18 protein-coding genes and 1 pseudogene are annotated in these 24,903 nt (G+C 65.8%); 10 read left to right on the top strand and 9 right to left on the bottom strand.

What is annotated here, in order from left to right:
• The first annotated feature begins 10 nt into the window (after nt 1-10).
• Both AB4Y40_RS11605 and AB4Y40_RS11600 read left to right on the top strand, forming a co-directional pair.
• A complete protein-coding gene (locus AB4Y40_RS11605; RefSeq protein WP_368687777.1) occupies nt 11-1,687 on the top strand; it encodes an amidohydrolase in 1,677 nt (558 codons plus the stop codon).
• Nucleotides 1,684-2,688: a GTP-binding protein gene (locus AB4Y40_RS11600; protein ID WP_368687776.1), complete on the top strand. Its 1,005-nt coding sequence runs from the start codon at nt 1,684-1,686 to the stop codon at nt 2,686-2,688. Before AB4Y40_RS11605 ends, AB4Y40_RS11600 begins: the two co-directional genes overlap by 4 nt.
• 39 nt (nt 2,689-2,727) lie before the next feature.
• Here AB4Y40_RS11600 and AB4Y40_RS11595 read toward each other — a convergent pair whose 3' ends face one another.
• The 3 genes from AB4Y40_RS11595 to AB4Y40_RS11585 form a co-directional block, all read right to left on the bottom strand.
• Complete coding sequence (locus AB4Y40_RS11595; RefSeq protein WP_368687775.1) at nt 2,728-4,047, bottom strand: MFS transporter; 1,320 nt, start codon at nt 4,045-4,047, stop codon at nt 2,728-2,730.
• A gap of 138 nt (nt 4,048-4,185) precedes the next feature.
• Complete coding sequence (locus AB4Y40_RS11590; RefSeq protein WP_368687774.1) at nt 4,186-5,823, bottom strand: GMC family oxidoreductase; 1,638 nt, start codon at nt 5,821-5,823, stop codon at nt 4,186-4,188.
• Nucleotides 5,824-6,020: 197 nt separating this feature from the next.
• On the bottom strand, nt 6,021-6,884 hold the full coding sequence (locus tag AB4Y40_RS11585; protein WP_368687773.1) for an IclR family transcriptional regulator: 864 nt from the start codon (nt 6,882-6,884) through the stop codon (nt 6,021-6,023).
• A 332-nt stretch (nt 6,885-7,216) separates the two neighbouring features.
• Here AB4Y40_RS11585 and AB4Y40_RS11580 point away from each other — a divergent pair, with 332 nt between their 5' ends.
• The 4 genes from AB4Y40_RS11580 to AB4Y40_RS11565 all read left to right on the top strand — a co-directional run bounded on the left by AB4Y40_RS11580 (nt 7,217) and on the right by AB4Y40_RS11565 (nt 13,512).
• Nucleotides 7,217-8,632, top strand: coding sequence for an NAD(P)/FAD-dependent oxidoreductase (locus AB4Y40_RS11580; RefSeq protein WP_368687772.1), 1,416 nt, complete (start codon nt 7,217-7,219; stop codon nt 8,630-8,632).
• Between the two features lie 634 nt (nt 8,633-9,266).
• Nucleotides 9,267-10,736 carry an amino acid permease gene (locus AB4Y40_RS11575; protein ID WP_368687771.1) on the top strand — a complete coding sequence of 490 codons (1,470 nt, stop codon included), beginning with the start codon at nt 9,267-9,269 and terminating at the stop codon, nt 10,734-10,736.
• A gap of 62 nt (nt 10,737-10,798) precedes the next feature.
• A complete protein-coding gene (locus AB4Y40_RS11570) occupies nt 10,799-11,788 on the top strand; it encodes an AAA family ATPase (RefSeq protein WP_368688083.1) in 990 nt (329 codons plus the stop codon).
• Between the two features lie 23 nt (nt 11,789-11,811).
• Nucleotides 11,812-13,512, top strand: a complete 1,701-nt coding sequence (locus AB4Y40_RS11565; RefSeq protein WP_368688082.1) for a cobalt chelatase — start codon at nt 11,812-11,814, stop codon at nt 13,510-13,512.
• 42 nt (nt 13,513-13,554) lie between these two features.
• On the opposite strand, the gene AB4Y40_RS11560 is transcribed toward AB4Y40_RS11565, so the two are convergent.
• The 5 genes from AB4Y40_RS11560 to AB4Y40_RS11540 all read right to left on the bottom strand — a co-directional run bounded on the left by AB4Y40_RS11560 (nt 13,555) and on the right by AB4Y40_RS11540 (nt 19,619).
• Complete coding sequence (locus tag AB4Y40_RS11560) at nt 13,555-14,316, bottom strand: sulfite exporter TauE/SafE family protein (protein ID WP_368687770.1); 762 nt, start codon at nt 14,314-14,316, stop codon at nt 13,555-13,557.
• Nucleotides 14,313-15,353, bottom strand: a complete 1,041-nt coding sequence (pta, locus tag AB4Y40_RS11555; RefSeq protein ID WP_368687769.1) for a phosphate acetyltransferase — start codon at nt 15,351-15,353, stop codon at nt 14,313-14,315. Before pta ends, AB4Y40_RS11560 begins: the two co-directional genes overlap by 4 nt.
• A gap of 166 nt (nt 15,354-15,519) precedes the next feature.
• Complete coding sequence (gene xsc, locus AB4Y40_RS11550; RefSeq protein ID WP_368687768.1) at nt 15,520-17,331, bottom strand: sulfoacetaldehyde acetyltransferase; 1,812 nt, start codon at nt 17,329-17,331, stop codon at nt 15,520-15,522.
• Nucleotides 17,332-17,488: 157 nt separating this feature from the next.
• Nucleotides 17,489-17,893 carry a nuclear transport factor 2 family protein gene (locus AB4Y40_RS11545; RefSeq protein ID WP_368687767.1) on the bottom strand — a complete coding sequence of 135 codons (405 nt, stop codon included), beginning with the start codon at nt 17,891-17,893 and terminating at the stop codon, nt 17,489-17,491.
• Between the two features lie 151 nt (nt 17,894-18,044).
• The gene (locus AB4Y40_RS11540) at nt 18,045-19,619 is read right to left on the bottom strand and encodes a PLP-dependent aminotransferase family protein (RefSeq protein ID WP_368687766.1); all 1,575 of its coding nucleotides are present in this window, start codon (nt 19,617-19,619) and stop codon (nt 18,045-18,047) included.
• Between the two features lie 508 nt (nt 19,620-20,127).
• Here AB4Y40_RS11540 and AB4Y40_RS11535 point away from each other — a divergent pair.
• Genes AB4Y40_RS11535 through AB4Y40_RS11525 form a run of 3 tightly spaced genes read left to right on the top strand, consistent with a single transcriptional unit; the run spans nt 20,128 to nt 22,830 of the window.
• Entirely contained in the window at nt 20,128-21,012 is an 885-nt protein-coding gene (locus AB4Y40_RS11535) for an ABC transporter permease (RefSeq protein ID WP_368687765.1), read from the top strand.
• 24 nt (nt 21,013-21,036) lie between these two features.
• A complete protein-coding gene (locus AB4Y40_RS11530; RefSeq protein ID WP_368687764.1) occupies nt 21,037-22,056 on the top strand; it encodes an ABC transporter substrate-binding protein in 1,020 nt (339 codons plus the stop codon).
• A 36-nt stretch (nt 22,057-22,092) separates the two neighbouring features.
• Complete coding sequence (locus AB4Y40_RS11525; RefSeq protein ID WP_368687763.1) at nt 22,093-22,830, top strand: ABC transporter ATP-binding protein; 738 nt, start codon at nt 22,093-22,095, stop codon at nt 22,828-22,830.
• 8 nt (nt 22,831-22,838) lie between these two features.
• Here the strand turns inward: AB4Y40_RS11525 and mdtD are convergent, their stop codons facing one another.
• Nucleotides 22,839-24,305 (bottom strand): multidrug transporter subunit MdtD, encoded by a 1,467-nt coding sequence (gene mdtD, locus AB4Y40_RS11520; protein ID WP_368687762.1) that lies wholly within the window; start codon nt 24,303-24,305, stop codon nt 22,839-22,841.
• 84 nt (nt 24,306-24,389) lie between these two features.
• On the opposite strand from mdtD, the pseudogene AB4Y40_RS11515 reads away from it, so the two are divergent.
• A pseudogene (locus AB4Y40_RS11515) lies at nt 24,390-24,545 on the top strand (LysR family transcriptional regulator); the annotation flags it as partial.
• Nucleotides 24,546-24,903 lie beyond the last annotated feature (358 nt).

The following is a 24,903-nucleotide window of genomic DNA, read 5'->3' as shown; positions in this document are numbered from 1 at the left end:
GAGCCTGTCAATGAATCCGCAAGCCTCGTCTTCATCTGCCGGTCAGCCGGTCACGGTTTTCGCGGCGCGCCGCATCCTCACGCTCAACCCTGGCCAGCCGCATGCGACGCACGTGGCCGTGCGCGAGGGACGCATTCTCGCGGTCGGCACGAACGAGGATGCCGCGCGGTGGGAGACGCAATACGGCGCCTGCACGCGCGACGACACGTTGCGCGACAAGGTGCTGATGCCCGGGCTCGTCGAAGGCCATTGCCACCTGATGGAAGGCGCGGTATGGGATGCCGTCTACGTGGGCTACTACGACCGTCGCGGGCCGGACGGCAAGCTGTGGCGCGGGCTGCGCACGCTCGATGCCGTGCTCGAACGCCTCGCGCAAGCCGAACGCGCCATGACCGACGACGGCCCGTTGCTCGCGTGGGGCTTCGATCCGATCTACTTCGGTGCGGCGCGTCTGACGACACGCGAACTGGACACGGTCTCGGCGAGCCGCCCGATCGCGATTCTCCATGCGAGCGTGCATTTGATGAACGTGAACGGCGCGATGCTCGCGCTCGCCGGCATCGACGAGGACACCGACGTGGACGGCATCGCGCGCGACACGCAGGGCCGGCCCACGGGCGAACTGCAGGAGTTCGCGGCGATGTTCCCGATCTACCAGGTGATTGGCGGCAAGCTCGCGATCGCGGCCAGCGAGAAGCCGCACGCGGTCTGGAATTTCGGCCGCGTTGCGCAACTCTCGGGCGTGACGACGGCCACCGATCTCGTCAACGATCTCTCGCCCCAGGGCAACCAGACCTTGCACAGCGTCACGGCCGACCCCGAGTACCCGGTGCGCATCGTGCCCGCGTTCGCGCCGCAGCGTAATCCAACACAGAGCGCAGCCGGCGTGCTGGAGGCGATGGCGGGCACTACCGACAAGCTGCGCTTCGGGCCGGTCAAGTTCATCGTCGATGGCTCGATCCAGGGCTTCACGGCACGCGTGCGCTGGCCGGGCTATGCGGGCGGGCAGCCCAACGGCCTGTGGCTGATTCCGCCCGCGCAGCTGGTCGAGGTGTTCGAGCCGTACCACTGCGCCGGGCTGCAGCTGCATATCCACACCAACGGCGACGAAGCGACCGAGGTCGTGCTCGACGCGCTTGCGACGCTGCTCGCGCGCCATCCGCGGCCCGACCACCGGCACACGCTGCAGCACTGCCAGATGGCGGACGCAGCGCAGTTGCGGCGCATCCGCGCGCTGGGCCTGTGCGTGAACTTCTTCGCGAACCACATTTACTACTGGGGCGATGCGCACTACGGCCAGACCATGGGCCCGGACCGCGCGAACCGCATGGACCCGGCCGGCTCGGCGCAGCGCATGGGCATTCCCTGCGCGTTGCATTCGGACGCGCCCATCACGGCGTTGAGCCCGCTGTTTACCGCGTGGTGCGCGGTGCGGCGCGAAACGGCCAGCGGCCGCGTGCTGGGCGAGGCGGAGCGGCTCACGGTCGACGAGGCGCTCCATGCGATCACGCTCGGCGCCGCGTACACGCTGCGGCTCGATCACCTGATCGGCAGCATCGAGGTGGGCAAGTTCGCCGATTTCGCGGTGCTCGACGAAGACCCGAGCACCTGTGCGCCCGAGCGGCTGAAGGACGTGCCGGTGTGGGGCACGGTGCTCGGCGGACGCGTCATGCGCGCCCCGCGATGAATCCGGCCGCCACGCCCGCGACCGCGCGCGCGCCGATCGACCTCGCGGTGATCGGCGGCTACCTCGGCGCGGGCAAGACCACGGTGGTCAACCAGTTGCTGGAGGCGCCGCACGGCAAGCGCATCGCGGTGCTCGTCAACGACTTCGGCGCCGTGAATATCGACGCCCGGCTCGTGCGCGCGCACAGCGACGACGTGATCGAGCTCGACAACGGCTGCATCTGCTGCACGATCGGCGGTGCGCTCGTCGATGCGCTTGCTCGTCTGGCCGCGCGCGAAGAGCGGCCAGACCTGCTGCTGATCGAGGCGAGCGGGGTGTCGGACCCGGCGAAGATCGCCCAGGTGGGCTTGCTCAACGGCGCGTTTCGTCTCACGGCGGTGCTCGTGATTGCGGATGCGCTCGAGTTCGTGCACACGCTCGCCGATCCGCTGGTCGGCGCGATGGCGCAGCAGCAGATCGACAGCGCAAGCGCGGTGATCGTCACCAAGCTCGAACTGATCGAGGCCGGTGCGCGCGAGCGCGCCGTCGCGGATGTGCGCGCGTTTGCGCCCACCGACATCGTCGTGGCCGCGGATCACGGGCGCGTCCCGCCCGCGCTGCTGTTCGACGCAAGCGTGCCGCAAACGCGCGCGCTCGCCGATGCCAGGCGCTGGCAGCACCAGCCGCCCGGGTCGAACGCCGGCGTGTTGCCCGCCTTCGCAAGCGTGACGCTTGCCGCGCCCGACGTGCTGGACAAGGCGCGCCTGCGTGCGTGGCTCAAGGCGCTGCCGCGCACGATCCTGCGCGCGAAGGGTTTCGTGCGCGTGGCCGATGCGGATGGCGGCATCGGCACCCGCGTGTGCCAGGTCGCTGCCCGCCGGCTGCGCATGACGCCGCCCGCGCAGAGCGAGCATGCGGCGGCGAGCGCGGAGAGCGTCATCGTCTTCATCGGCTTCATCGATCCGGAAACCGAAGCGACGTTGCGCGACGGACTGCTCGCGTGTTGCGTGCATGCCGCCTAGTGCCGCATTCCATGCCGCGCGCGCAGCGCGGCGAACCCTTTACCGCACCCCGCTCATGGCCAGATGTCGCGTGTGATGGCGACGGCCCACCCAGGCGGCCGAGAGCGCGCTCACGAGACCCGCGAACATCGTGTAGAGGCAGATGAGCCACGGATCGCCGCCGTTGCGCTGCAAGAGCCAGGTCGCGATGATGGGGCTGATGCCGCTCGCGAAGATGCCGGAGAACTGATAGACGAACGAGATGCCGGAGTAGCGCACGTTGGCGTCGAACAGCTCCGCGAAGAGCGCCGCCTCGGGTCCGTACACAGACGCGTAGATGACGCCTAGCGGAATGATCACCGCGATCCACACGAACACAGGCGAGCCGCCGCTGTGCTTCATGAGCCAGAAGCCGAAGAACGACGACAAGCCCGTGAAGAGCGAGCCCCAGAAGTAGATGCGGGTCCTGCCGATGCGGTCCGAAAGGCGGCCGAAAAACGGAATCGTGAAGATCATCGTGAAAGCGGCGGCCATCACGGCGAGCAGGGCGTCGGTGCGCGAGAGCTTGAGCGTCTGCGTGAGATAGGCGATCGTGAAAACGGCAAAGACGTTGAAGAACACACCGTCGATGAAGCGTGCGCCCATGCCGGCGAGCACGTTGCCGGGATAGCGGGAGAGTACCTCGGCGATCGGCACACGGACTTCGGCGCCCTGTTGCTTCACGCGTTCGAACTCCGGTGTTTCCAGCACGCGCAGGCGGATATACATGCCGATCGCCACGAGCGCGAAGGAAAGGAAGAACGCGACGCGCCAGCCCCAGGCGAGAAACTGCGCGTTGCTGAGCACGGAGGAGAGCAGGGCGACCACGCCCGACGCGAGGCAGAGCCCGATCGCGAGGCCGATCTGCGGAATGCTCGCATAGAGACCGCGCTTGCCCTCGGGCGCGTATTCGAACGACATCAGCACGGCGCCGCCCCATTCGCCGCCGAGGCCGAGGCCCTGCGCGACGCGCAGGATGAGCAGCAGCGCGGGCGCCCACAGGCCGATCTGCGCATAGGTCGGCACGGTGCCGATCAGCACGGTGGCGACGCCCATGATCGAGAGCGTCATGATCAGCATGCTCTTGCGGCCGAGCCGGTCGCCGAAGTGACCGAACACGATCCCGCCGAGCGGACGGCTCAGGAAGCCCACCGCGAAGGTGCCGTAGGCGAGCATCGTCGAAATGAGCGGATCGCCGCTAGGGAAATAGAGCTTGTTGAAGACGATGCCGGCGACGACGCCGTAGAGGAAGAAGTCGTACCACTCGATGGTCGCGCCGATCAGGCTCGCGACGACCACGCGCCTCATCTGCCGGGCGTCGGTGCGGGGCAATGCGTTCATGGCTGTCTCCTTGTTGGGGCGCACCTGGTGCGGTGCGGTTCCTTGAAAAACCGGTATTTTCGTCAGGTATCCTTTGTTTGCTGCGGGTCGTTGCGGTGCTGCATGGACTACTTGCTTGCGCCCCTGCGTGTGGTGACTTCAGGGGTGGGCCTCGGCATGCTCCCGTTGCGGCTCGGTGAGGCTCGCGTGGTCCTCGAGAATCATGTTGGCGGCCTTCTCCGCGATCATGATCACGGGGGCGTTGGTGTTGCCGGAGACGAGCTCGGGCATGATCGACGCATCGACGACGCGCAGCGCGGCGAGGCCATGCACGCGCAGGCGTTCGTCGACGACCGCGGTCGCGTCGCGGCCCATCTTGCAGGTGCCCGCCGGGTGATAGATGGACTGGCTGAACTGGCGCGCCGCATCGAGCAATTCGGCATCGCTCTGATACCGCTCGCCTGGCACGAACTCGGACACGATGTGCGGCGCGAGCGACGGCGCGGCGGCGATGCGGCGCGCCACCCGAATGCCGCCGATCACGACGGGATGGTCGCGCGGATCGGAAAGATAGTTGGCGCGAATGGCCGGGTACTGGAGCGGGTCGGTGGAGCGGATTTCGACGCTGCCGCGGCTATGGGGCCGCAACTGGCAGACGGACGCCGTGAACGCCGAGAACGGATGCGCGCCCTGGCCGGGCTTGTCGGCGCTCAGCGGCTGCATGTGGAACTGGATGTCGGGGCGCTCGACCGCGGGGCTCGAGCGCGTGAAGATCGCCACCTGGCTGGCCGCCAGCGTGAGCGGCCCGGTGCGCCAGAGCGCGTATTGCAGGCCGATCCACGCCTTGCGCAGCGGATGGTTGACCTCGTCGTTGAGCGTGCGTTCGCGGGTGCGGAACACGAGCCGCACCTGCAGATGATCCTGCAGGTTCTGGCCGACGCCCGCCAGGTCGTGCAGCACGGCAACGCCTGCGTTGCGCAACACGTGCGCCGGACCCACTCCGGAGTGCTGAAGAATGTGCGGCGAGCCGATCGCGCCCGAAGCGAGAATGACCTCGACGCGCGCCCGCGCAGTCTTCTTCACACCGTCCTGCAGATACTCCACGCCGACCGCGCGGCGCCCTTCGAACAGGATCCGGCTTGCCTGCGCCCGCGTTTCCACGATCAGATTGCTGCGTTTGCGGGCGGGCTTGAGAAAGCCCTTCGCGGTGCTCCAGCGAAAGCCGTTATAGGCGGTCTGCTGAAAGTAGCCGACCCCTTCCTGGACCGCGCCGTTGTAGTCCTCATTGAGCGGGATGCCGATTTCCTGTGCCGCGGCGATGAAATGATCGGCAATGGGCCGGCGCAAGCGCAGGTCGGAGACCTTCAGCGGTCCGCCGACGCCGTGCCAGGCGTTTGCGCCGCGCTCCTGATCCTCGGACTTCCTGAAATACGGGAGAACGTCGGCGTAACTCCAGCCGCGATTGCCGAGCGCCGCCCAGCGATCGTAGTCCTCACGCTGCCCGCGCACGTAGAGCAGGCCGTTGAGCGAACTGGATCCGCCGAGCACCTTGCCGCGCGGCCAGTCGATCTGCCGGCCGGCCACGCCTTCGTCCGGCTCGGTGCGATAGCACCAGTCGAGCGCGGGGTCGTGCATGGTCTTGAAGTACCCGACCGGGACGTGGATCCACGGATTGTTGTCTTCGCCACCCGCTTCGAGCAGCAGCACGGCGTTGCGCGCGTCGGCACTGAGCCGGTGGGCAAGCACGCAACCGGCCGATCCGGCGCCGACGATCAGGTAGTCGACCTCATGGTCCATGAATCCCGTCTCCTCGAAATCCAGGGGCGGCATGACGCGCCGCGTTTTCGGATCAATGTCGGGGAAGGGGATGCCGACCGCAAGCGGCGATCGCACGCACGGGCCGAAAGTGAAACGGAAACTGCCGAAACGGAATCAGAAAGCCACGGCGCAGCGCGTACCTTTTGCCGCCGAAGCGGCGACGCGCCGGGGCCCGCTCAGGCGAGCGAGAGCCCCTGGAGCAGCGGCGCGAGCCGGCTCGCCGTTTGCTTCATGCGGCCCACCGACTCCAGCAGTTCCTCGAGGGTCGCGCGCGCGGTCGGCGCATGCACGGCGAGCGCGGCGAGCACGCGTTTGCTGGCGGGGTCGCGCACGGGCACCGCAATCGCCACCATGCCGCGCACGAACTCTTCGTTGTCGATGCCGATGCCGCGCACCGCGAGCTGCTCAAGCTCGGCCGCGAGCGCTTTGGGGGCGGTCAGGGTGCGGTGCGTCATCTTCGTCAGCACGAGGCGTTCGAGCAGCGCGTTGCGCTCGAGCACGCTCATCTGCGAGAGAAAGAGCTTGCCGCTCGCGGTGCAGTGCAGCGGAACGTGCATGCCTGGACGCATCTCCATGCGCAACGGCTCCGTCGTCTCGACGCGCTCGATATAGAGCACGCGGTCGCCGTCGAGCGCGGTGAGATTGCAGGTTTCGCCGAGCGATTCCACGAGTGTGCGCAGCAGCACGCGGCACGAGCGCGTGAAGGTGTTGTTGGCGAGCGTGGCGAGCGCGAGCTGCGCCGCGCGCGGGCCCAGCGCGATGCTGCGGTCGTGCCCGCGCGAATCGGGCATGTGGATCACGTAGCCGCGCGCTTCCAGCGAATCGATGAGCCGCAGCAGTGTCGCCTTGGGAATATGCAGCCGGGCGGACAACTGCGAAAGCGTGTACGGCTGGCCCGCGGACGCCAGTTGCTCCAGCACCACGAGCGCGCGCAGCACGCGGGCGTCATCCGCCGACGATTCTTCGCGCAGCGCGGGGGTATGGTCTTTCGCCCTGATTTGCGGTGGGGTTTGCGTCGTCTCTCGCGCTGTGTCGCGCATCGGTCTCCTCCTGAAGGGCGTGGAAATGAAACGAATTGTTCGAGTTTCCGGGCTTTTTTCAGTATGAGCGCAAAGTTCGCGGCGTTACGTAGCGGATTACCCCGATATGTCATGCGAATGATTTCCGAACCGTACCAGGCCGCTGTACCAGGCGATACCGGGCCACTGGCTCTACCTGTGCAATTCTGGTCTGCCTAGAATTTTTCCCAACAGAGCGCCAAAGAACGACGACAGCTTTGCAAGGAGACAGGCATGACGAACAGGCAGTCGGCAGGAACCGCTCTCGCAGCGGAGCGTGCAAGCGTCTTCACGAAGCCTGTGGAGCAATGATCATGGGATACAGCACAGTCGATCCCGCCGCCGCCGGCTTTGCCGCGAGCGATTCCGGCTCCACGAAGTACGACCCCAAGTACGATCCGCTCGTCTCGCCGGGCCCGGGCGTCGGCAAGGATTATGCGCTGACCTACTGGGTCGCGACGGCGGGCAGCCCGCCCCCCGACGACGGCCCCGTCACGAGGGATCTCGACGTGGATGTCGCGATCATCGGCGCGGGCTACACGGGGCTCGCCACGGCGCTGTGCCTCGCACGCGAGCATGGCATCAAGGCCGTGGTGCTGGAGGCGAACCGCACGAGCTGGGGCTGCAGCAGCCGCAATGGCGGACAGGGGCAGAACGCTTCGGGCCGCCTCTCGCGTTCGCAATGGATCGAGCGCTGGGGCAAGGATGTCGCCCTGAAAATGCACGACGAGATCCAGCAGGGCTTCGATCATTTCAAGGAACTCGTTGCCGAGATCGATTGCGATCCCCAGCCGGGCGGTCACTTCCTGATCGCCCACCGGCCGCGCATCATGGCGAAGCTCGCCGCCGAGGCGAAGGTCTGGAAGGACGTATTCGGCTACCCGTCGGAGCTATTGAGCGCGCAGACGTTTCGCCGCGAGTTCGTCGACGACCACGAGGCGGCCGGCGCGCTGCACGAGCCCGAAGGGATCGGCATCCATGCGCTGAAGCTCGCGTTCGGGTATCTGCGCCTCGCACGTGCTGCTGGCGCGAAGGTCCACACGAGCAGCCCGGTGATGGGATGGGAGACCATCAACGGCGTGCATCACCTGCGCACGCCGGGCGGCGTGGTGCGGGCGCGCGCGGTGGGCATCGCGACCGGCGCGTACACGGCGCAGACGCTGCATCCCACGCTGCGTAGCAAGGTCATGCCGATTCTCTCTAATTCGATGGTTACGCGTCCGCTTACCGAAGCCGAGATCGCCGCGTGCGGCTTTCGCACGACTCAGGTGCTCACGGATACGCGCACGCTGCGCTTTTACTATCGGTTCTTGCCCGATGGGCGGTTGCAGATTGGCAGCCGCAGCGCGATTACCGGTGAGGATGCGCCTAATCCGCGGCATCTCGATCTGCTCAAGGAGGGCATGGCGCGCAAGTTTCCGGCGCTGCGCGGCGTGCAGATCGACTATTCGTGGTGGGGGTGGGTGGATGTGAGCCACGACATGATGCCTCGGGTGTGTCAGCCCGATCCCAGGCAATCGGTGTTTTATGCACTTGGCTATGGGGGGAATGGGGTGTCTTATTCGCAGCAGGCTGGGAGGCGGCTTGCTGAGCGTATCGCTGGTAAGGGTGGACAGCTTACGCTGCCGATTTTTACCACGCCACTGCCTGGGCATCCGTTTGCGCCGTTCCGGCGGATTGGGCAGAGGATGCTGTATTTGCAGTATTACAGGCGGGATGAGAAGGCTTGAAGGTATGCGTTTTCTGTTGGCCTTTCCTTGTTTTCGCGGTGGTCTGCCTGGGTTGCCCCTGTGCGGGGCGGCACCTACTTTCTTTGCGGCGGCAAAGAAAGTAGGCAAAGAAAGCCGCTCAAACCGCTAGCGCCTGCCACCGTTCACATCTCGCCACTAGTGGTGAATGGCTCCGGAGCGTCTGTCACCTCGCACCACCCAAGTGAGTGACAAGGCAGTCATTCATCCCGCTGCTCGCTACGCGCGCTGCGGTTCGGTCTGCATGGGAAACCAAAGGGCTCTGCGTGGCTTCGTGACAATGTACGCGCACCAAAAGGTTCTCGGTTATGCCCTTCGGCGCGCGTAGCGCCGCCGGAAGGATGAGCGCCTTGTCACTTCGTTTGTGGGCGAGTGGTGACAGACGCTCCGGAGCCATTCACCATTTACGGCGCGAGGTGAACGGTGGCAGGCATTAGCGGTTTGAGCGGCTTTCTTTGCCTACTTTCTTTGCCGCTGCAAAGAAAGTAGGTGCCGCCCCGCACAGGGGCAACGCGTGCGTACCGACGCGAAAACAAGAAAACCCACAAAACAAAAAACAAAAAAAGCGCCACCCAAAGAGGCGCACCGAAAAGCGATTCCCCAAAATGGAGGTGATATGCAACCCCCGATGGACAACCAGCAACTGAAGTGCGGCCTAAAGCAGCGCCACATGACAATGATCGCCCTCGGCGGCGTGATAGGCGCCGGCCTCTTTGTCGGCAGCGGCGTCGTGATCCAGCAAACAGGCCCAGCCGCCGTCCTCTCCTTCCTCATCACCGGCGGCCTCGTCGTACTCGTGATGCGCATGCTCGGCGAAATGGCCTGCGCCATGCCCGCAGTCGGTTCGTTCTACGAATATGCGCGCCTCGCCTTCGCCACCTGGCGCGGACCGGGCAAGCTGGCCGGCTTCCTCACCGGCTGGATGTACTGGTACTTCTGGGTGATCGTGGTCGCCGTCGAGGCGGTGGCGGGCGCCAAGCTCGTCCAGTTCTGGCTACCCGACGCGCCCGCCTGGCTCATCAGTCTCGTATTGCTCGTGCTCCTGAGCGCAACGAACCTGATCTCGGTGGGCAGCTACGGCGAATTCGAATTCTGGTTCTCCTCGATCAAGGTGGCGGCGATCATCGTTTTCCTCTTTCTCGGCGGCCTCTATGTCCTCGGATTGTGGCCGTCGTCGCTGCACACGACCGCCGTATTGCCGACGCTGCTCGGCCATGGCGGCCTCATGCCGAAGGGCATCGGGCCGGTACTGAGTGGCGCCGTCGCGGCCACGGGCTTCTACTTCGGCGCGGAAATCGTCACGATCGCAGCGGCCGAGGCGCGCGAGCCCGCCAAGGCCGTCGCGAAGGCCACGAACTCGGTCATCACGCGCGTCCTCGTGTTCTACGTCGGCTCCGTGCTGCTCGTGGTCGCGCTCGTGCCGTGGAATTCGCCGGCCATGTCGACGCCCTATGTGAGCGCGCTCCAGGTGATGGGCTTGCCCGCCGCCGCGAACATCATGAACGCGATCGTGCTGACCGCCGTGCTCTCCGCGCTCAATTCGGGGCTTTATGCGGCCTCGCGCATGCTGTTCGCACTGACCCGCCACGGCGACGCCCCGGCGGCGCTCGCGAAGGTCAACCGCCGCGGCGTGCCGGTGCGCGCGATCCTGCTCGGCACCGTGTTCGGCTATGTGTCGGTCGTGATGTCGTACGTGTCGCCGGATACGGTGTTCGCGTTCCTTGTCAACTCGTATGGCACGGTCGCGATCTTCGTCTATCTGCTGATCGCCCTGTCGCAACTGCGCCTGCGCAAGCGCCTCGATCCGTCGGCCGTTGGCGAGCTGCGCGTGAAGATGTGGTGCTTCCCCTACCTCACGTGGGTGGCGATTGCCGGCATGGTGGGTATTCTCGTCGCGATGGCGTTCATCCCCGAGCAGCGCAAGCCGCTCTGGCTCGGCGTGGCGAGCCTCGCCGTGCTGCTCGTCACCTACGCATGGCTGCAGCGCCGCGCGCGCATCCGCGAGCGTGCCCGCGACTACGCGTCGTCCTTCGCGACGTGGACGCCCGCCACGACAGAATCGAGCGCTGGCCGCTTCGGCAAATGAAGCCGCAGTCTGCATGCAGTCATGAACGCGACAAGGAGAACGCGATGACCACGGAACGCGCGATGGAGGGGCCGGACCGCATGGTGTCGGTGCGCGAGCGCTTCGGCTTCGATTCGAACCTCATGGTGCCGGCCTTCAGCGAGCGCGACGCCCACGTGCCCGACGTCGATGAGGCTTATCGCTTCAACCCCGAAGTCACGCTCGCCATCCTCGCCGGCTTCACGCGCAACCGGCGGGTGATGGTGCAGGGGCTGCACGGCACGGGCAAGTCCACGCACATCGAACAGGTCGCCGCGCGGCTGAACTGGCCCTGCGTGCGCGTGAATCTCGACGGCCATATCAGCCGGCTCGATCTCGTCGGCAAGGACGCCATCGTGGTGCGCGACGGCCGCCAGGTCACGGAGTTCCAGGAAGGGATCGTGCCGTGGGCGCTGCAGCGTCCGGTCGCGCTGATCTTCGACGAATACGATGCGGGCCGCCCCGACGTGATGTTCGTGATCCAGCGCATTCTCGAGCGCGACGGCAGCTTCACGCTGCTCGACCAGAATCGCGTGATCCGCCCGCACGCCCACTTCCGCCTCTTCGCGACCACCAATACGATCGGCCTCGGCAATCTCAACGGCCTGTATCACGGCACGCAAATGCTGAACCACGCGCAAATGGACCGCTGGAACGTGGTCGCCACGCTCAACTACCTGCCGCGCGAGGAGGAGGCCGGCATCGTGCTCGCCCGCGTGCCGGAGATGACCGACGACGCGGGCCGGCAACTCGTCGATTCGATGATCAGCATGGCGGCGATGACGCGCAAAGGCTTCGCAACCGGCGATCTCTCCACGCTGATGTCGCCGCGCACCGTGATCGACTGGGCCGAGAACTGCCAGATCTTCCGCGATCCCGCGCTGGCGTTCCGGCTCACGTTCCTCAACAAGTGCGACGAAGCGGAGCGGCCGATCGTCGCCGAGTATTATCAGCGCTGCTTTGGCGTCGAGCTGGACGCGGCGTCCACCGCAAGGGGCGGCGAGGGCGGCGAACCGCGGGAGGCGCGCGCGTGAGTGCCACGCCCACGCCCGAGGCCGTGCGCACCGCGCTGCGGCACGAGTCGCTCTGCGCGGCCGCCGTGCGCGCGCTCACCGGCGACGCCGCGCTCCACTATCGCGGCGGCCGGCTTTGCCGCGAGTCGCGGCCCTTGCCGCTCTATGCTCCGCATCTGCGCAGCAACGTCTACGAGGACGAGTTCGCTTCGCTGCGTGGCGCCGCCGACGCCGCCGCGCAGCGTCTTCTCCATTCCGACGCGGCGCTGCACCGGCTGCTCGCTCCCGACGCCCCGATCGAGCGCCTGCTGTTCGAGCTGTTCGAGCAGGTGCGCTGCGAGGCGCAATTGCCGCCCGGCATGCCGGGACTTGCGCACAACCTGCGGCACCGCTTCGAAACGTGGTCGCGCGCGTATTGCCGGGCGGGCTTGACCGAAGGCCATCTCGGCATCCTGCTCTATACGGTGGCGCAGATCGTCTGGTCGCGCGTGAGCGGCTGGCCCGTGCTCGACGAGACCGAGGATCTGATCGAAGCGACACGCGCCGGCATCGTGCCTGCAATCGGCGTGCAGCTTGCGGGGCTGCGCGCGACTCGCACGGATCAACGCGCCTATGCGGCGCATGCCCGCGAGCTGGCGCGCCGCGTCGCGACGATGCTCGAAGACGCGCGCGCGGCACATGCAGGGGACGACGCCGAGGAAGCCCGCGCAGCCGACGACGCCTTGACGTCGTTCTCGCTGTGGGTCGACTTCGACGAAACGAGCGTCGAGCTGCCCGCGCTCGCGCCGACCGGCGTGAGCCGCGTGCTGGCCGAGGCGGCGAACGGCTATCGCGCCTACACGACGCAGTACGACCGCGAGATCCGGCCCGCCACGCGCGTGCGCGAAGCGCTGCTGCGCGCGTATCGCGAGCGGCTCGACGAGCGCATCGGCGCGTGCGGCATCAACGTTGCGCGCCTCGCGCGCGCGCTGCAGGCAGCGATTGCGGTGCCGCAGCGCGATGGCTGGCTCTTCGGCGAGGAGGACGGCCGCATCGACGGCAGACGCCTCGCGCAGGTCGTCAGCTCGCCCGCCGAGCGGCGCGTGTTCCGGCGCGAGCGATACGAGCCGCACAGCGATTGCGTGGTGGGCTTCCTGATCGATTGCTCGGGGTCGATGAAGGCGCATATCGAGCCCGTCGCGATGATGGTCGATCTGCTCGCGCGCGCATGCGAGCAGGCGGGAATCGCGACCGAGGTGCTCGGCTTTACGACGCTCGCCTGGAACGGCGGCCGTGCGCGTGCGGACTGGCTCGCGGGCGGGCGGGCGCCGCATCCGGGGCGCCTGAACGAGACCTGCCACATGGTGTTCAAGTCCGCCGACGAGAGCGGGCGGCGCGCTCGCCCGGCCATCGCCGCGCTGCTCAAGGCGGACCTGTTTCGCGAGGGCGTGGACGGGGAGGCCGTGGAATGGGCATGCGCGCGGCTCGCGGGCCGCGCCGAGGCGCGGCGCATTCTCGTCGCGATCTCGGACGGCAGCCCGATGGACACGGCCACGGCGCAGACGAACGACGCCTTCTATCTCGACAATCACTTGAAGGAGGTGGTCGCGCGCCACGAGGTAATGCGCGACGTCGACGTGATCGGGCTGGGCGTCGGGCTGGACCTCAGTCCGTACTACCGGCATTGCGTCGCGCTCGACTCCGGCGAGCCGCTCGATATGGCCCGCTTGATCGATCTCGCGCAATGGATTGGGGCGCCGCGTTAGCGCACAGTCATCGATTCCTGCGCGGGCCATCACCCGCTCACATCACACCATCAGTTCCTTCACCGCACACAGCACGAGCGAAGCGCCGATGATCATCAGCACGCCGAATGCCAGCCTGCGCATCGCGAGGGAAGACAGCGGCGGCGGGTAGTGGCGCGCCGCCAGCGTCATCAGCATCACGACCGGCGCGGCGAGCGCGGCCTCGATGCAGATCGAAGCGGGAAGCTCGCCCTCCCAGGCGCTGAACAGCACGCGCACAAGCGACGTGACCGTGAAGAGCAGGATCAGCGCGCAGCGAATCTCGATCAGCTTGAGCGGCTGGCGATAGAACTGGAAGATGAGCGGCGGCCCGGACACGCCGAACATGCCGCTCAGGAGGCCGCCACATACGCCGCTCACGAAAAAGCTGCGGTCGCCCGAGCGTTGTGCGAGCGGCACGGGCCGCAGCGCGGCGCTCAGTCCGCCGTACAGCACGACGGCGCCGAGCAGCAATTGCAGCATGCCGGAGGCCGAGGCGCTCAGGTAGTCGAGCACCATCACACCCACCACGACCGAGGGCAGCACCCCGAGCGTCGCGGCGCCCACGGCCCGCCAGTCGATATGGTGGAGCTTGCCGGGCAGCGCGGCCGCGCTGTTCGCGAGCGTAACGAGGCTCAGCAGGGTGGCGATGCTTGCGAGCGGCGCGAGGCTGAAGCCGCTCGTGGCGCCCATGACGATCATGCTGAGGCCGAAGCCCGTGATCGTCTGAAAATAACTGGCTGCGCCGATCACGGCGATCAGGACCAGGACCTTCTCATGCGTCATGCTGCGTGGGGTTCCTTCGAGTGAGTGACGTCGCGTTGGCGGGCCGTCTGCGCCTGGACCGCCGTGGTGGCGATCACGTAATAGATATCCTCGGGGCAGCAGCCTCGAGAAAGATCGTTGGCGGGCCGGTTCAGGCCCTGCATCAGCGGGCCGATGGCCTTTGCGCCGCCAAGACGCTCGGCGAGTTTGTAGCCGATATTGCCCGCGTCGAGATTCGGGAAGACCAGCACGTTCGCGTGGCCGCCGCACTGCGAATGCTCGATCTTGCGCTCGGCGATCTCCGCCACGAGCGCCGCGTCGAGCTGCACGTCGCCGTCCACGCAGAGGGCGGGGCGCTGCTCGTGCACGCGCCGCGTCGCCTCGATCACCTTGTCCACGCTCGCATGGTGGGCGCTGCCGCTGGTCGAGAACGACAGCATCGCGACGCGCGGCTCTTCCATCAGCAGGCTGCGCGCGCTGTCGGCGGCGGCCATGGCGATCTCGGCGAGCTGTGCGGCGTCGGGGTCCACCACGAGCGCGCAGTCGGAGAAGATCAGGCCGCCTTTATAGCGATGAAACGGCTCGCACAGCATCATCAGGAAGAAGCTCGAGACGAGCTTGAACGACGGCTCGACGCCGATCAGCTTGATGGCCGCGCGCACCACGTCGGCGCTGGTATGAACGGCGCCCGCCACCGACCCGTCCGCGTGGCCGAGACGCACCATCAGGTTGGCGAAGACGAGCGGCTTCGCGGCCTCCTCCCACGCGAGTGCGGGCGTCATGCCTTTGGCGCCGCGCAGCGTGACCAGTTCGTCGGCGAAGGCCGTGCGCCATGGGCTCTTTTGCGGATCGATCAGCGCGATCTCGCCGAGCTCGACCGACTCGCGTGCGGCGGCCGCACGGATCGCGCCCGGGTCGCCGAGGAGCATGATGCGAGCAATGCCCTCCTGGTGCGCCCGCGCCGCGGCGGCGAGCACGCGTGGGTCATCGGCTTCGCACAGCACGATGCGCATGGGCGCGAGGCGGGCGCTTTCGACGATACGGTTCAGGGCTTTCATGGTGTCATGGGCTCATGGACGCACAAACGGACGGACGCACGCCAGCAGCAGGCGTGTCCAGACGAAAACCGGCCACAAGCGGGTGCCCCGCCTGCGGCCGGCGATCGGTGGCAGCCCGCGCGCACCTGCCTGCAACGTACGGCGCGTGCGGGCTGCGGCTGGCCCTTCAGACGAAGTCCTTGTACTTGTCGAGCAGGCGCACGGGCTTCGAGAGCGCGTCGCGGCGGAACGGATCGCCAAGCTCGCGCGTGCACATGATCTCGACGATGGTCGTCTTGCCCTGGTTCATCTGCAGGTCGATCGCGCGCTTGAGCGCCGGGCCCACGTCCTCGAGCTTGTCCACCACGATGCCTTCCGCGCCCATCGCCTTCGCGATGCCGGCAAAGCTCGGGCTGTCCAGTTCGCCCGCGACGAAGCGGCGATCGTAGAAGTCCACCTGGTTCTTCTTCTCGGCGCCCCATTGGCGGTTATGGAACACGACGGCCGTCACCGGAATGTTGTGGCGCACGCAGGTGAGCGTTTCCATCAGGCTCATGCCCCAGGCGCCGTCGCCCGCATACGAGATCGCGGGGCGGTGGGGCGCGGCCACCTTCGCGCCGATGATGGTCGGGAACGCATAACCGCAGTTGCCCCAGCTCATCGCCGCGAACAGGCTGCGCGGCTGGTTGAAGCGCAGATAGCTGTTCGCGACGGAGTTGATGTTGCCGATGTCGGTCGACACCATCACGTCCTCGGGCATCGCCTTCTCGAGCTCGCGCAGCACCTGGCGCGGATGCAGATACTCGCCGCCGGTGGGCGTGCGCTCGTGCTTCTGCTCTTCGATCATGTCGAGGCTGTAGGCGTCGCGCTCGTGCGTCCACGAGTCGAGTTCCTTTTCCCACGCGGCCTTTTCGGTGGCGATCTGGTCGGCGCGCTCGGCGCGGTTGGCGTCGCTTGCGAGGGTGCGGTTCGCGAGACGCTCGGTCAGCGCCTGCGCTGAGGCCTTCGCGTCGCCGCAGATGCCCACCGAAATCTTCTTCACGAGGCCGAGCATCTTGTGATCGGCGTCGATCTGGATGATCTTCGCGTCTTTTGGCCAGTAGTCCATACCATGTTGCGGCAGCGTGCCGAACGGTCCGAGGCGCGAGCCCAGCGCAATCACGACGTCGGCGCGCGAGATCAGCTTCATCGCGGCCTTCGATCCCTGGTAGCCGAGCGGGCCGCACCAGAGCGGATGATTCGCCGGGAACGAATCGTTATGCAGGTAGCTGTTCACGACGGGCGCACCGAGCCGTTCGGCGAGCACCTTGCACTCTTCGATCGCATCGCCCATCACGACGCCGCCGCCGGAGATGATGACGGGGAACTTCGCGGCCGCGATCAGATCCGCCGCTTCGTTGAGGCTTTCGTCGCCGCCGGGGCCGCGGTCGAGCCGGCGCGGCTGCGGAATCTCCGTCTTGATCTTGCCGTAGAAGTAATCGCGCGGAATGTTCAGCTGGGTCGGGCCCATTTCGGACATGGCACGGTCGAAGCAGCGCGCGGTGTACTCGGCCATGCGCGCGGGGTTCGTCACGTGGCCCTGGTACTTCGTGAACTCCTGGAACATCGGCAGCTGATTCGCTTCCTGGAAGCCGCCGAGGCCGATGCCCATCGTGCCTGCCTCCGGCGTGACGATCACGACCGGGCTGTGGGCCCAGTAGGCCGCAGCGATGGCCGTCACGCAGTTGCTGATGCCGGGACCGTTCTGGCCGATCACGACGCCGTGGCGGCCCGATACGCGCGAGTAGCCGTCGGCCATGTGCGCCGCGCCCTGCTCGTGAACGACGGGAATGAGGCGAATGCCGGCGGGCGCGAAGATGTCCATCGCATCCATGAACGCGGAGCCCATGATCCCGAACATGTCGGTCACGCCGTTGGCCGCGAGGGTTTCGACAAAGGCCTCGGACGGGGTCATGTCCTGCGGGCCGCTGGCCGTCTGGGTAGGGGTCTTTTCGCTCATCAACTGTCTCCGGTTATCGTTTGACGGAATGCCGTGTTTCGAATGCTATTCGGCGCCCAATGAGGGTCAAGGGATTCCGTCCTTGATGGGTGAATCTGAAATGGAATGGAACGATTCGTTTCAAAACACTGGCGACCGCTGCGCCGCTGCACGCGGGTCAGGCGGGCTGTTTCGGGCGCTCCTTGCGGAACGCGCGCTTCACGGCGATCAGGCCGTCGCGAAATTCGAAGAGATCGCAGCCTTCGGCCTCGATGCGCCAGCCTTCGGCATGCGTGCCGGTGAACACCCATTCCGATACGCCGCGTTCGCCCGCGACGTAGTGGCGGCCGTTGCCCCAATGGGCGTCCGGGAACGTGCGAAAGACTGCTTCGAAGGCAGCGCGCACGGCTTCACGCCCGACGAAGCGGGTGCCATACACTTCGGGGCCGCCGGCCGCGTCGAATACGCAGTCTTCGGTCATGAACCCCATCAGCGCGTCGGCGTCATGACGGTTGAAGGCGTCGGAAAAGGCGGCGAGCGTGTCGGCCGTGACGGCGGGTTGGGCGCTGAGCGTGTCTGCCATACGTGTCTCCAGTGGGAAAGCCGGTGCCGTCCGGTGCGCGAGAAATCGCGCGCGGCACGGTATATCGACACGTTAGGGTTTGCGAGGCGAGGGCGGTAGCACCAGTGTGGAGCTTTCGCCTGGGCCAGCGCCCGCGTAGTTGCGCGAAGACTCAGGCGGGCCGCTGCTTGCGCACGACCTCGGCGAGCGCGCGCACGCCGGGTTCGATTTTCTCGAGCTTGATGGCGGAGAAGCCCATGCGGAACCATGGGCTGTGTTCGGCCTCGTCGGCGAAGAACACGCCGCCGGGCTCGATCAGGATGCCTGCCTCGCGCGCGTCGTCGGCAAGGCGCGCGGAGTCCAGCCACGCCGGCCCCTGGACCCAGCACGAGGCGCCACCGCCGATCGGCACGTAACGCACCTCGGGCAGATGGGTATCGAGCGCCGCCATCAACGCGCGGGCGCGCTCCTTGTAGGCATGTGCGAGCCGGCGCAGGAGCGCGTCGTGGTGTCCGAGCGCGAGGAATGTCGCGAACGCGCGCTGGATATACGCCACCGGGTGCCGGACCATCAGGCGGCGCAGCGAGCGCAACTCGCGCACGAGTTCCTGCGGGCCGACCACGTAGCCGAGACGCAGGCCGGGGGCGAACGTCTTCGAAAGGCTGCCAACGTAGATCACGCGATCGGCCGTATCGAGGCTCTTCAAGGCCGGATGTGGCGTGCCGGAAAACGTGTTTTCGCTCTCGTAGTCGTCTTCGATGATGACGAAGTCGTGCTGCTGGGCCAGTTCGAGCAGCGCCTGGCGGCGCGCGATGGGCATGGTGGCCGTGGTCGGGCACTGATGGCTCGGCGTGACGAACACGTAATCGCAGCGGGCGAGCGAATCGCGCTGGCGCACGGGATCGATCCCTTCGCCGTCGATCGGCAATTCGAGCAGCTGCGCGTTGCGATTCACGAAAATATTGCGGGCATCGGGATATCCCGGATTCTCGAAGCCGACCGTCGTGTTCTTGCCGCAGAGCAGGTCGGCGACGAGATAGAGCGCCTGCTGGCAGCCATTCGTGATGATGATCTCCTCGGGCATGGCGAACACGCCGCGCCGCGGCAGCACGCGCGTGCGGATCTGCTGGATCAGCGACTCGTCATCGCGCTCGATCAGGTCGGGCGCCCAATTGCGGATCTCCATGATCGAGAGCGCTTTCAGGCAGCATTCGCGCCAGTCATTGGTCGGAAAGAGCGATTGATCGAACTGCCCGTAGATGAAGGGATATGCGTAGTTCTGCCAATTGGCGGGCTTGACGATGTTGCGCTGGGCGGAGGGCGGGCGCACGATGCGCGATTTCCACGCGGGCGGGGCAGGCAAGCGGGCGTCATGGGGCTCGACGACGTCGGGCTGCTGCACCCGCTGTTGCACGCGCTGCTGGACCCGCTGTTGGACCCGCTGCTGGACCGTTACGCCGTGCAGGCCCTCCAGCATTTCGGGGTTGACGAAGTGGCCGCTGCGTTCGCGCGAGACCAGATAGCCTTCCTCCACGAGCATCTGGTAGGCGAGCACCACGGTATTGCGCGCCACGCCGAGCTGCTCGGCCAGCTCGCGGCTCGAAGGCAGGGCGGAGTCCGGCGGCAGTTGCCCGTCGAGGATGGAGGCCACCAGCATCTCGCGGATCTGGTGCTGCAGACTAGTCTTCGACTCCGGTGACCGTCGGAATTGCTGTGCCCAAAGGGCGGACGGGGTACGGGTCGGCATGCTTGCTCCTGTGATTGATGTCAGCGGCGAGAGGACGATTGAGCAACCGTATTGCAGCAAAATCGGCCAGTCAATCAACACACCATATTCAACACTGGGCGTCCGAGTCGATTAGGTAAATTTCGGAGCGACTGTTCGCGACGAGACGGTCAGCACCGCGCTTGCCGAAAGAAACTCGACGTGCGCGCGCTCGCCAGGCCCTTGCTGCGGCGCAACGCGACCGGCTGGCGGGCCTTGCGGCTGCGAGCGCCGGGCGTTCGAATAATCGGAAGAAATCGGCTGGACGGTGCTTGCGGCGCTTCGGGAAAGCGCGGACAGCGGTCATCCGCGACTGGCTCCATCGGAACTTCCCGCCTGGTACTACCCGCCGCTTTATTGATTGAGAATGCTTGACTAAACGGGCGAGTTCGCGAGTGCGAAATAAAAGAAGCCGAAATTCGCCCGGGTAGCCGCTGACTATACTTGAATTGAGACGGAACCCGAACCGGACGCGGAACTTCGCGCTGGTGTGCGCATTGTTTTTCAACTTGAGGAGACGGCGGTGAGAGCCCTACCCAGACTAAAGATGATGAAGCATCACGCGGATTCGTCGATCGAGCCGGTCATCAAGATCCGCCGCGGCCACGGGAAAATGAATGCCTGGTGGTTGACCACTGCCGTGCTCGTGATGTGCGTCGTGCTCTGGCAGGCCGTATCGATGGCGCGCATCTTCCCGCCGTTCGCGCTGCCTTCGCCGGTGGCGGTGTGGCAGGCCTTCGTCGAAATCGTCCGCAACGGCTACGGCGGCCAGTCGCTCGTCAGCGACATCCTGATTAGTTGCTTTCGCATCGTTATTGGTTTTGTCGGCGCGATTGCGATCGGCGTACCGATCGGCCTGCTGATGTCACGCAACAAGATCGTGTTCGACATCATCGATCCGCTGCTGCAGTTCGTGCGGCCGGTTCCGCCGCTTGCTTATATTCCGCTGCTGGTGGTGTGGTTCGGCATCGGCGAATTGCCCAAAGCCATTCTTATTCTGGTCGGCACCATTCCGGTCATTATCATCGGCACGATGTCGGGCGTGAAAAGCACGCCGCCGCTGCGCATCGAGGTTGCCCGCACACTCGGCGCGACCAATGCGCAAATCTTCCGCAAGGTCGTGCTGCCCTCGGCCATGCCGGAGATCTTCACCGCCATGCGCGTGGGTATCGGCGTGGCGTGGACCTGTCTGGTCGCCGCGGAACTGATCGCGGCGAGCAGCGGCCTCGGCTGGCTCGTGCAGTTTGCTGGACAGGCCTTGCAGGTTGCCATCGTGATCGTCGGCATCGTGATCATCGGGTTGATCGGATATGGAATGGAGCTGGCGATTCGGAAAATCGAAAATATCGTCGTACCGTGGCGCGGACATAACTGATCGGGTGACTGGAGGAGACGAAAAATGAAAAAGATGCAATGGGTCTATGGCATGAGCGCGGCTGTGCTGGCGAGCAGTTGTCTGGTTCCTGGCGCGGTGTATTCGCAGAGCAAGCCCGAGGTGATCATCGGCTACGAGGACAACGGCGCCGATCCGTACATGGTGTCGATGGCCGAGCATCTGTTCGAAAAGCAGATGAACGCCGATGTCCAGTACAAGCTCTTCAGTTCGGGGCCGGCGGCGATGAGTGCATTGGCATCGAACAGCCTCACGTTCATGTGCGGGCTGGGCGTGCCGCCGCTCGTCACGGCGATCGCACAGGGCTTGCCGATGACCATCGTGTACAACCAGGAGCGCTATACGAATGCGGCCGGCATCGTGGTCAAGCCGGACAGCGGCATCCACGACGTCGCGGGGCTGCAAGGCAAGAAGATCGCGATCGTTGCCGGCTCGCAGGCCTCGTTCGAACTCGCGACCTTCCTGGCGGCTGCACATGTGCCGTATGCGTCCGTCACGCAGATCAACATGGCGCCGCCGCAGATGCGCACTTCGTGGGTGACCGGTGCGATCGACGCGGCGATCGTCTGGGATCCGGTATTCAGCGCGCTGCGTACGTCTGGCGGCAAGGCGATCAAGACGGACGGCGATTTGCCGCGCGAAGCCTCGAGCTACAACGTCTGTATTGCCAACTCCGACTGGGCGAAGGCGCATCCGGACCTGGTCCGCGGTTTCGTCGCGGCGCTCGACCAGGGCTATCAGGTGACGATGAAGGATCGCGACAAGGCGCTCGCCGAGATGGCGAAAGCCACGGGCGTGACGGTGCCGGTGGCAACGAGCGAACTGGCCGGTTACGAGCTGTTTTCCGGCGCCGACCAGACCACGCCGAAAGTCATGGGCCTCGACGCGGGCGTCAAAACCTCCGCCACGTACCTGACTCTGGTGAACACGGCCAAGGTGCTCAACTCGATTGGCCGCATTCCGAGTGTGCCGGCGAGTTTCGACAACAACGTCGCGCCGCAGTACTCGAAGCATCTGGCCCATTGATCCATTGACTGTCTGACTGTCGAGCAGGAGACGAACTTGAACATCGTCATCGATTCGCTGTACAAGACCTTCGGCGCCACCTCGGCACTGGAAAACATCAATCTGCAGTTCCGGGGCGGCGAATTCATCACCGTGCTCGGCGCTTCGGGCTGCGGAAAGACGACCTTGCTGCATCTGCTCGCCGGTCTGACTTCGCCCACCAGGGGCAACATCTATGTCGATGGCGAGATCAAGGACCAGCCTGGGGCCGACCGTGTCGTGGTGTTCCAGCAGGCCGGCTTGTTTCCGTGGCTCAGCGTGGAGGAAAACATCGAGTTCGGGCCGTCATTGCATGGCGTGCCCAAGGCGCAACGGCACAAGGAGTCGGCGGACATTCTGCGCATCATCGGTCTGGAGTCTTTTGCACGGCACAAGCCCTATGAGCTATCGGGCGGCATGCAGCAGCGCGTGGCGATCGCGCGGGCACTCGTGATGAAGCCGAAGGTGCTGCTGATGGACGAGCCCTTCGGCGCGCTGGATGCGCAGACGCGCAGCTCCATGCAGACGTTCTTGACCGCGCTGTGGGAGCAACTCCACTGCACGGTGGTCTTCATCACCCATGACATCGACGAAGCGATCTTTCTCGGGACGCGCCTCGTCGTGCTTTCGGCGCGGCCGGGGCGGGTGGCACTCGATGTACCCATCGAACTGGACCGGCCGCGTACGCCGGAAGTCGCGTTCGAACCACACTTTCTGGATCTGAAGAAGCGCGCGATGGGGATTCTCGCGCATTGAGCGCGCGCTCAGCGGCGAGCGGCCGTCGACGCCATCGCGGAAGGCGCAGCGGCGACGCGCGCCTGCGTGTCGATGCGGCGGAAGACCAGGGCGGAGATCAGTGTGATCGCGCCCACGCCCGCGAAGCTCATGCGAAAGCCGGGCGCAACCGATCCCCACTGTGCCTCGCCAAGACTCACGAGCGCGCCGCCAATGGTGACGCCGAGGCCCATTGCGAGCATTTGCACCATCGAAAAGAGGCTGTTGCCGCTGCCGGCGTCTTCGTGCGAGAGGTCCTTGAGCGTAACGCTGTTCATCGCGGCGAACTGCATCGAGTTGGCCGCGCCGAAGATGGCCAGCACGGCAATCTCCACGGCGATGGGCGTGCCACGCGAGATCAGTGCGAACGCAACGATCGATGCGCCCACGATCAGCGTGTTGACCAGCAGGAACGTCTCGTAGCCGTAACGGCGGATCAGCGGCGCAATCCAGCGTTTGGCGACCGTCCCCGCGAGCGCGGCGGGCAGCATCATGAGGCCCGAGCGCAGCGGCGAGTAGCCGAGCTCGAGTTGCATGAGCAGCGGCACGAGAAACGGCACGGCACTCGAGCCGACGCGGCAGACGAGATTGCCGATCAGGCCGACGCTGAAATTCGGCTCGCCGAACAAGCGGAGCTTGAAGAGCGGTTCGCGGTGGCCGCGTGCATAGGCCACGTAAGCGAAGGCCGCCGCGATGCCGAGTGCGAAGAGCCCGGCAGACCACGCGGCGCGATGCGTCTGGACCGGCGTGTCGAAGGCCAGTGAAAAAGCGATCATGCACAGCGACACGAGTGCGCAGCCGACGAGATCGAACGGAGGCGCCGCAGTGCTCGACGCGTTCGGCAGATAGCGGTGCACGGCGAACACGCCGGCGAGGCCGATCGGCACGTTGATCAGGAAGATCCAGTGCCACGAGATCGCCTGCACGAACCAGCCGCCGAGCGTTGGGCCGACGATCGGCCCCACCTGGCCCGCCACCGAAATGAGCGCGAGCGCGGAGACGTACTGCTCGCCGCTCACTGCACGCAGCACCGCGAGCCGGCCGATCGGCATCAGCATCGATCCACCGATACCCTGCAGCACGCGCGCGACCACGAGCTGCGTGAGCGTGTGCGCGCTCGCGCAGCACAGCGAGCCGAGCACGAAGATCAGAATCGCGACGAAATAGACGCGGCGAGTGCCGAAGCGGTCAGCAAGCCAGCCCGAAGCGGGCGTGAGCATGGCCATGGTCAGCGTGTACGCGACGATGACCGGCTGCATCACGAGCGGTCTCACGCCAAGGCTGCGCGCAATCGAGGGGAGCGCGGTGTTGACGATCGTCGTGTCGAGCGTCTGCATGAAAAAGCCCGCGGCGACGATCCATAGCAGCGCCGTGTGGCTCGAATTTTTGTTCATCTGGAACTTCTCGGCGCGCCGCGTTGGGGGCGGGTACGGCTTTGCGGCGCAATTGTCATCCATGGCGTCATGATATTGTTACGCTCGCTCATCGGGAACCCCAGTAGAGACTTTGACTGTCATCGGCATTGCCGATAACCATCCGCCATGCTCAATCCCATCTGGCTCAGGACCTTCGAGGCGGTCGCGCGCTGCCACAGTTTCACCGAAGCGGCGCGCCAGCTCGGCCTTACGCAGTCGAGCGTGAGCGATCACGTGCGCCGGCTCGAAGAGGCGATCGGGCGCCGCCTGTTCATCCGCGACGGTGTGCCTTTGATTTTCGTGCAGGTTTCCGGTTAGACGCGCCTCGGCGCTGTCTGGCCTTGCCATGGGGCCCTTAATAAATTTCTTAAGGAATCAGTGGCTTGCTGTTTGGCGCCTTCTGGGTTGACAAGAACTTAAGGGTTCAGACCACGAACGAGCTGTGTCATCGACGATGTCCTTTAATTCGCCTTCCGCCAGGATAGGCGAATCAAAATTCAACGGCAGAAGTTTTGCAGATGGTATGGACGCCTCCCCCCGGAAACGGGCCGTCGTGGAAGTGACGGACCGGGCGCGGGAGACTTGGCACGCGTCGGTCTGCGTATGCCAAAGTAAGGGTGCTCGTCAACCGCGCGTCAAG

The organism is Paraburkholderia sp. EG287B (genome assembly GCF_040965595.1).
Classification (GTDB): Bacteria; Pseudomonadota; Gammaproteobacteria; order Burkholderiales; family Burkholderiaceae; genus Paraburkholderia.
Note: the sequence above shows the minus strand (reverse complement) of the source record. Positions and strands in the feature narration are given on the sequence as shown.